This is a genomic window from Nocardia tenerifensis NBRC 101015 (genome assembly GCF_000308715.1).
GTDB classification, from domain to species: Bacteria; Actinomycetota; Actinomycetes; order Mycobacteriales; family Mycobacteriaceae; genus Nocardia; species Nocardia tenerifensis.
This window is the reverse complement of sequence record NZ_BAGH01000095.1, coordinates 1-7,980: the sequence shown is the minus strand read 5'-3', so window position 1 is coordinate 7,980 and position 7,980 is coordinate 1. Positions and strand designations below refer to the sequence as shown.

At 65.5% G+C, this 7,980-nt stretch carries 8 protein-coding genes and 1 pseudogene; 3 read left to right on the top strand and 6 right to left on the bottom strand.

The features are described from left to right. A pseudogene (locus ON39_RS07655) lies at nucleotides 1-227 on the bottom strand (hypothetical protein); the annotation flags it as partial. Beyond that, a complete protein-coding gene (locus ON39_RS07650; RefSeq protein ID WP_040732564.1) occupies nucleotides 224-1,165 on the bottom strand; it encodes a metal-dependent hydrolase in 942 nt (313 codons plus the stop codon). The gene ON39_RS07650 and the pseudogene ON39_RS07655, both read right to left, overlap by 4 nt. A 135-nt stretch (nucleotides 1,166-1,300) precedes the next feature. Here ON39_RS07650 and ON39_RS07645 point away from each other — a divergent pair, with 135 nt between their 5' ends. The 3 genes from ON39_RS07645 (at nucleotide 1,301) to ON39_RS07635 (ending at nucleotide 4,061) form a co-directional block, all read left to right on the top strand. Further along, nucleotides 1,301-1,933, top strand: a complete 633-nt coding sequence (locus ON39_RS07645; protein ID WP_040732563.1) for a TetR/AcrR family transcriptional regulator — start codon at nucleotides 1,301-1,303, stop codon at nucleotides 1,931-1,933. A gap of 162 nt (nucleotides 1,934-2,095) precedes the next feature. Beyond that, entirely contained in the window at nucleotides 2,096-3,316 is a 1,221-nt protein-coding gene (locus ON39_RS07640) for a sensor histidine kinase (RefSeq protein WP_157195414.1), read from the top strand. Nucleotides 3,317-3,377: 61 nt separating this feature from the next. Further along, complete coding sequence (locus ON39_RS07635) at nucleotides 3,378-4,061, top strand: response regulator (RefSeq protein ID WP_211336266.1); 684 nt, start codon at nucleotides 3,378-3,380, stop codon at nucleotides 4,059-4,061. 18 nt (nucleotides 4,062-4,079) lie between these two features. Here ON39_RS07635 and ON39_RS07630 read toward each other — a convergent pair whose 3' ends face one another. The 4 genes from ON39_RS07630 to ON39_RS07615 form a co-directional block, all read right to left on the bottom strand. Beyond that, on the bottom strand, nucleotides 4,080-5,102 hold the full coding sequence (locus ON39_RS07630) for a polyprenyl synthetase family protein (RefSeq protein ID WP_083894304.1): 1,023 nt from the start codon (nucleotides 5,100-5,102) through the stop codon (nucleotides 4,080-4,082). Nucleotides 5,103-5,105: 3 nt separating this feature from the next. Then, a complete protein-coding gene (gene ispG, locus ON39_RS07625) occupies nucleotides 5,106-6,251 on the bottom strand; it encodes a flavodoxin-dependent (E)-4-hydroxy-3-methylbut-2-enyl-diphosphate synthase (RefSeq protein ID WP_040732560.1) in 1,146 nt (381 codons plus the stop codon). A 45-nt stretch (nucleotides 6,252-6,296) separates the two neighbouring features. Continuing rightward, the gene (locus tag ON39_RS07620; RefSeq protein ID WP_040732559.1) at nucleotides 6,297-7,244 is read right to left on the bottom strand and encodes a 4-hydroxy-3-methylbut-2-enyl diphosphate reductase; all 948 of its coding nucleotides are present in this window, start codon (nucleotides 7,242-7,244) and stop codon (nucleotides 6,297-6,299) included. 35 nt (nucleotides 7,245-7,279) lie between these two features. Then, nucleotides 7,280-7,980, bottom strand: a 701-nt coding sequence (locus tag ON39_RS07615; RefSeq protein WP_040732558.1) for a transketolase C-terminal domain-containing protein, incomplete at its 5' end; no start/stop codon positions are given.

Here is a 7,980-nt window from a genome sequence, read left to right as displayed (position 1 = left end):
CCGAACCACAGCACCAGATTGGTCGGGTCACCGTGTCTGCGCAGTCGCTGGATCGCGTAGAGGAGGGCGAGCACCGAGCCGAGCACGATGGTCGCCTCGAGTACCGGCAGCGTCCAGTTCTCCAGCGCGGCCGGATTGCGGAACTCGACGAGCCCGCCGGTGTCCGCGCAGGAGAAGCCCAGTCGCGCAGCGAGATCGGCGAAGGTGGGGGTGCACAGATCGCTCACTGGTTCACCGCCGTCGGCACGGCCTGGCTCTGGTCCGCGGTGTACCAGCGGGTGCAGTCGTAGCCCGCGTCGTAGCGCTCGAACCACCTGTGCGCCAGTTCGGGCAGCTTCTCGTGCGTCGGGTCATGGTGGGGCAGTTGGCTGCGCACGACGCCGGCGAGGGCGGTGAGCTGTTCGCGGCGCGAGAGCCCGTCGAACGCGCGCGGCATCGGGCCCTTGGTCAGATACGGCGCGAAGGACTGCAGCACTTTCTGTTTGGCGCGATGGGAGGCGAACATCGACAGCGAGTCGACCCGCCGGTCGGCGAGCGGGACGTGCTGGTTGAAGCCCGCGCACGCGATCCGGATCACCTTCATCACGTGCGCGAAGATCGACGGCGCCATACGCATCCGGTAAAGCTCGTTGCCCACAACGGAATTGAAGATGATCAGGGCCGAACTGCGGTGCTCGACCTCCTCGACGAAGTGCCAGAGAAACAGGGAGGCGACCCGGTCGTCGCCGGGCCGGAACAGCGTCGCCTCGTTGTCGAGCATCAGTTTGAACACCGGCGTGAAGGTGGCTTCCAGGTCGGCGGTGTAGGCGAGGCGGTACTCGCGCGAGGTGGCCTCGGTGAGCAGATCGAACTCGCCGATGACGGCGTCGAGCGTGTTCTGCAGTCCCGGATACTGTTTGATGAGCGCCTTCACGTGCTGGCGATGCGCGGTCGAGTGATGCCCCTCCTGGCGCATGAACGCGACGGCCTCCTGCGCGACCTCCGGATCGGTCAGCACGGGCTTGAGCTGCATGATCAGCTTCACGATCATCTTCTCGAAGCCGACCGCCAGAAACGACACCGCGTTGGACATGCTCGACCACGCGGGGTTCTGCGGGTTCCACACGAACGGGACGTCGGCGTCCTCGAATCCGAAATCCATTTTCCTGGGCTGCAATTCGGTCACAGTGCGCTACCTCGCGTGATGAGTGGAGTCGTGTGCCCGCCGGGGGCACACATGCAACCATACACACAAGCGGCCGAATGTATGATTACTTTCCACTCACCTCGATCCGGACGACGCAGTGGTAACGTCCGGCCGGTGGCGCGTAGACGCGGGTGGGGCGGGAGTCCGCCGACGGACGACGAGGACGCGCGCCGTCGTATCGTCGCCACCGCGGTCGAGCTGATCGGCCAGACCGGCACGGCGATCGGCATCGCCGACGTCGCGGACGCGCTGGGCGTCATCCGCCAGACCGTGTACCGCTACTTCCCCAGCGCCGAGGCGCTGATGTCGGCGGCCGCGATCGCGTCGGTCGACGGCTTCCTGCAGCGGTTGACCGCGCACGTGGCGGGTCTCGAGGATCCGGTGGACGCGATGACCGAGGGCGTGGTCTACACCCTCGCCGAGGTCCCCCGCACCCCACACCTCGGCATCCTGCTGTCGAGCTCGTACTCCAACATCGACCCCGACAGCCTCACCTCGGCACAGGCCCAGGCGTTCGGCATGACGATGATCCGCCGCTTCGACGTGGACTGGGAACGCCACGGCTACGACGACGCGGCCCTGCGCGAACTGGTCGAGTACGTGCTGCGAACGATGCACTCGTTCTTCGTTTCACCGGGCAATCCGCCGCGCACCGAGGACGAACTTCGCGCCTATCTGCGTCGGTGGATGGGTGCGGCCATCGCCGCCCAACGCGAGTTCTCGGCCGACGAGGAGCGTCGACGGTGAGGATACCGCGATAGCTGTTGATCACTTATTGTGCTGCGGCACAATCATTTTCGCCGCCACGCTAGAGAACGCCTCATCAGTGAGCCCGCGTCGAGGAAGCCGGATGGATGCAGGTTCGCGCTCGAGGCCGTACATGACGCGCGCGCTCGTACGATGAGCGTTGTGGTAGATAGACGCGGAATCCTGTACGCGGTGCAGGCATTTCGACAGCGGCTCCGGGACGAGAATCCGCATGCCGTGGACACCGTGGTCGCCCTGACACTGCTCGTGGCCATGTTCATGGTCGGCACCGCGTACCACCCCGGGGAGTGGCGGCGGTTCGATCTGGCAGCGTACCTGCTGACCGCTTCGACGTGTCTACCCCTTGCGGCGCGCAGGGCAGCTCCGATGCTCACCCACGTGGCCGTGTCGGTGGCGTACGTCGCCTATCTGGAACTGGGGTTTTATCCGAGCCTGAACTTCTATGGCCCGATGATCGCCTTCTACACGGTCGCCACGACGAAGGCGTCGCGCACGACGACCATAGCCGCGCTGATCCTCGGCGGTGTGCTGTTCTACAGCGCGCTGGTCGTGCCGGAGTTGCCGATCGCGGTGGCGGTGGCACAATCCACCGCTCCACCGCTGGTGCTGTGGGGAGTGGCGGGCGTATCGCGCCGCCTGAGCCTGCGCAATCGGCAGTTGGCCGAGGCGACCGTGCAACTACGGCGAGAACAGGAGCGTCGTGTCGAGCACGCCGTGGGGCAGGAACGGTTGCAGATCGCCCGCGAACTGCATGACGTTGTCGCACATCATATCTCAGTGATATCCATGCAGGCTGGGCTGGCGCGGTACGTATTCGACAGCGATCCGCCCACGGCCCGTGCCGCGGTCGACACCATCGGCGAGATCAGCCGGGAGACGTTGGAGGAACTGAGGCGAGTGCTCAATCTCCTACGCACGTCCGACACTCCGCTCGACAGCGAGACAGCCCTCATCGACGCCGAGCCCGTGCCGGTCTCCCGCCGACTGGAGGAATTGGTCGAGCGCGTTCGCGGCGTCGGACTCGACGTCAGTCTGCGGATCAGCGGAGCAGTCGCGGAACTGCCTTCCGGGCTGCAACTCACGGTGTACCGCGTCGTTCAGGAAGCACTGACCAATGTGATCAAACATGTCGGCCCGTGCGAAGCCGACGTGAGCGTGCACCGCGACTTCCGTCAGCTGTCGGTCACGATCACCAACGAGCGGAAACCCGGCACCGCGCCTACCGCCACCGTCGAGCCTGCCGACGGTGGCAACGGTCTACTCGGGATGCACGAACGCGCCCGGCTTTACGGCGGGACGCTCGTCGCCGGTCCCCGGCCGGATGGCGGCTACACGGTAGTATTGACCGTGCCTTGGCCGTAATACGCGTCGCCGGCACCCCGGTAGTCGCAGTGATGAGTAATGGGTACTCGGGGGGACGCCGCTGATGATCAACGTACTCGTGGTCGATGACCAGCCACTTATTCGTGCGGGCCTGACGGCATTGGTGAACGCCGATCCAGGACTGACCGTGGTCGGCGAAGCCGTCGACGGCAATCAAGCCGTCAGCCTGGCGGTCACCGAAAAACCCGACGTGATCGTGATGGACATACACATGCCTCGCGTCAGTGGAATCACGGCGGCTCGACGCATTTTCAGCCAGGTGGATCCCGCGCCTCGCATCTTGATGCTCACCACGTTCGACCTCGACGAATATGTCTACGAGGCATTGCACGCCGGTGCGTCGGGTTTCGTATTGAAGGAGACAGACCCGGATCGGTTGCTCGGCGCAATCCACACCGTCGCCAAGGGCGACACGCTGTTCGCCCCTACTGTCACTCGCCGACTCATCGAAAATTACATACAGCACAACGAAAGAGCCGGCGCACCGAGCCGGCGAGCCGAACTCGACTCGCTGACCACGCGAGAACTCGAAGTCTTGCGCCTGGTAGGCACCGGCGCAGGCAACAACGACATCGCGCACTACCTCAACATAAGTGAAGGCACAGTAAAGACCCACCTCAACCGGGTGATGACGAAACTCGACCTCACCAGTCGCGCCCAAGCCGTTGTCATCGCCTACGAAACCGGGCTGGTAACGCCCGGAACCGTTCCCGCGAAGATGTGACGCCTCGCGGCGGAGCCGTCACGAGGCACGTTCGACGGTATGGTGAATCAGCCTGCGCAATGCGCGATTCGCGGGTAGGTTCGGCAATCCGTCCAACTCGTCGAGGGCGCGGTCGACGTAGTGCCGCAAGTCATCCTTGGCCGACTTCATGCCGGGTGATCGCACCAGTAGAGCAATAGCCTCGGCCAGATCCGCGTCCGTGTCCAACGGGTGGGCCAGCAACTCGCGCAGACGATCCGCATCCGGGCCGGACTCGCGCAACGCGTACAGCACCGGCAGAGTGTGCACTCCTTCACGCAGATCCGTACCCGGCCGCTTGCCGAATTGTTCTGCCGTCGAAGCGATGTCGAGGATGTCGTCGGCGATCTGGAAGGCGATGCCGACCGCGTCACCGAGGCGGCCCATCCGTTCGATCTGACCGGCCTCCGCACCGGAGAACATCGCGCCGAATCGTCCCGCGGTGGCGATCAGCACGGCGGTCTTTTCGTGAATGACCCGGTGGTAGTGCGTGATCGCATCCGTGCCAGGGGCCGCTCCTGCGGTTTCCCGCGTCTGTCCGGTCACCAACTCCGCGAAGGTATGGGCGATGATCTCCAATGCCTCGACACCGAGTAGCGCGCCCAGCCGGGAGGCCTGTGCGAACAGGTAGTCGCCGGCCAGGATCGCGATTTTGTTGTCCCACAACGAGTTCGCGCTCGGCACACCGCGGCGGAGTTGGGCTTCGTCCATCACGTCGTCGTGGTAGAGCGACGCCAGATGGATCAATTCGAGTGCCGCCGCGCTGATCGCGATATTCGGATCGGCCGGGTGGGGTCCGAGCTGTCCGGCCAGCACGGTGAATATCGGCCGGAATCGCTTTCCGCCCGCCCGCGCCAGATGCGTGGCCGATTCTGTCAGCAGTGCGTGTGCACTGCACAGCTGCTCGCTGATCAAACCCTCGACCCGCGCTAGCGCCCCGCTCACCGCCTCGGCCGTTGTCGTGTCGTCCGACAACAGTGCGGCGGCGAAGCCTCCGCTGCTTTCGCTCCCCGTCGTTTTCATCTGTCAATGCCTTTCCGCAAGAGCAGGTCGATCGCCCATCGCCTCGGCGATACGCATGGCTTCCTCGATCAGCGTCGGCACGATCTGAGCTTCGGGCACCGTCTTGACGACCTCGCCCTTGACGAAGATCTGGCCTTTGCCGTTGCCCGACGCCACGCCCAGATCGGCCTCCCTGGCCTCACCCGGACCGTTCACCACACAACCCATCACCGCCACCCGCAGCGGCACCGCCATGCCCTCGAGGCCCGCGGTCACCTCATTCGCCAGCGTGTACACATCGACCTGCGCCCGCCCGCAGGACGGGCACGATACGATCTCCAGCTTGCGCGGCCGCAGATTCAGTGATTCCAGAATCTGCCCGCCGACCTTGATTTCCTCCACCGGCGGCGCAGACAACGACACCCGAATCGTGTCGCCGATGCCTTCGGACAACAGCGCACCGAAAGCCACCGCCGACTTGACCGTGCCCTGAAACGCGGGGCCGGCCTCGGTCACCCCCAAATGCAACGGATAGTCGCAGCGCGCCGCCAACTGGCGATAAGCCTCGACCATCACCACCGGATCGTGATGCTTGACCGAAATCTTGATAGCCCCGAATCCGTGCTCCTCGAACAGGCTCGCCTCCCACAGCGCCGACTCGACCAGGGCCTCGGGGGTCGCCTTCCCGTATTTCGCCAGTACTCGCTTGTCCAGCGACCCCGCGTTCACTCCGATGCGGATCGGAATTCCCGCCGCGCCGGCGGCTTTCGCGACTTCGCCCACCCGGCCGTCGAATTCCTTGATGTTGCCAGGGTTTACCCGAACCGCCGCACACCCCGCATCGATCGCGGCGAAGATGTAGCGCGGCTGGAAATGGATGTCCGCGATGACCGGTATCTGCGACTTGCTCGCGATCGTCGCCAACGCGTCCGCGTCTTCCTGACGTGGGCACGCGACGCGCACGATGTCACAACCCGATGCGGTCAATTCCGCGATCTGCTGCAGGGTCTCGTTCACATTGTGGGTCTTCGTGGTGGTCATCGACTGAACCGCGATCGGGTATCGGCTCCCTACACCGACATTGCCCACCATCAACTGCCGAGTCGGCCGCCGGGGCGCGAGCACCCTCGCGGGCGCGGGCGGCATACCGAGCGGAGCGATCTCACCCATGACAAAGCCTTTCTCGATCCATCGACCGCGCGAGAACGGCGACGGTCACAGTTCGCGCAGTTCGCGCGGGGCAGCGAAGACCAAGGTCTCCGAAGCTGTGGTGACGGTGTGGACGTCGTCGAACCCGTACTCCCCCAACAGAATCAGGACATCGCGCACAAGTACCTCCGGCACGGAGGCCCCTGAAGTCAGCCCGACCGTCCATACGCCGTCGAGCCAGGTTGGATCCATTGCCCGAGCGGTGTCGATCAGTCTGGCGGCACCTGCACCGGCGTCGCGCGCCACCTCGACGAGCCGCACCGAGTTCGACGAGTTCGGCGAACCGACCACGAGTACCAGATCACAGTGCGGCGCAAGGGCTTTGACGGCCACCTGACGGTTCTGGGTGGCGTAGCAGATGTCGTCGCTCGGCGGGTCCGCCAGGTCAGGGAAGCGCCGGCGTAGTCGCCGCACGGTCTCGAGTGTCTCGTCGACGCTCAGCGTGGTCTGCGACAGCCAGACGACCTTGCGTTCATCGCGCACGTGCAGCCTGTCGACGGAGTCCGGTCCGTCCACCAGCTGGACGTGGCGGGGAGCCTCCCCGGCCGTGCCCTCGACCTCCTCGTGACCTGTGTGGCCGACCAGCAGAATGTCGTAGTCGTCGCGGGCGAAACGCTTAGCCTCGTTGTGCACCTTGGTCACCAGCGGGCAGGTCGCGTCGATGGTCCGCAGGCCGCGCGCCGCCGCGGCGGCCCGCACATCCGGCGACACCCCGTGCGCGGAGAAGATCACCAAGGCCCCCTCCGGTAGGTCGTCCACCTCCTCGACGAACACCACCCCACTGGCACGCAACCTCTCGACGACACTGCGGTTGTGCACAATCTCTTTGCGCACATACACCGGCGGACCGTGTCGCTCGAGTGCCCGCTCCACGGCGGCGACCGCTCTGTCTACTCCGGCGCAGAAGCCGCGAGGGTCCGCGAGCAGCACCCGTTTGCGGAAATCCGATGACATAGCATTCCTTTCATCGTCACGAAGAGCACGCGGTGCTACGGCTCGTCCAGCGTCGCCAGCCATTCGGCGATGCGGCGTGTGCTCGTTTCGGGGTCGAGGCCGACGTCACGGAGAATTTCAGTGCGCGACCCGTGTGCGAGAAACCGGTCCGGCACGCCGATACTGCGCACCGGGACACCGATCCCGGCGGCGGCGAACCGGGCCGCCACCGCCGAACCGACGCCGCCGTGCAGTACGCCGTCCTCGATCGTGACCACCAGCCGGAAATCCCCCGCCAGTTTCAGCAGGATCTCCGGCACGGGCAACACCCAGCGCGGGTCGACGACCATCACCCGCACGCCCTGTCTCCGCAATGCCGTCGCGCCGGCAAGGGCGGTGGCCGCGGCGGAACCGACGGCGACGATCAGCACGCCCCCGTCTGCCCCGTCCTGCGGCGGGCGCAGCACGTCGACGCCATCGAGTTGCTCTATCGCCGAAATATCCTGTCCAACATCACCTTTTGGGAACCGCACCGCCGTTGGCCCACTGTCTATCGACAGCGCCTCGGCCAGCTCCGCGCGCAGCGAGGCGGCGTCACGCGGCGCGGCGATCCGCATACCCGGGATCATGCCGAGCAAGGCCAGATCCCACACTCCGTGATGGCTCGCCCCGTCCGGTCCCGTGACTCCCGCACGGTCGAGCACCAGGGTCACCGGTAGGTGGAGCAGGGCCACATCCATCAGCAGTTGGTCGAAGG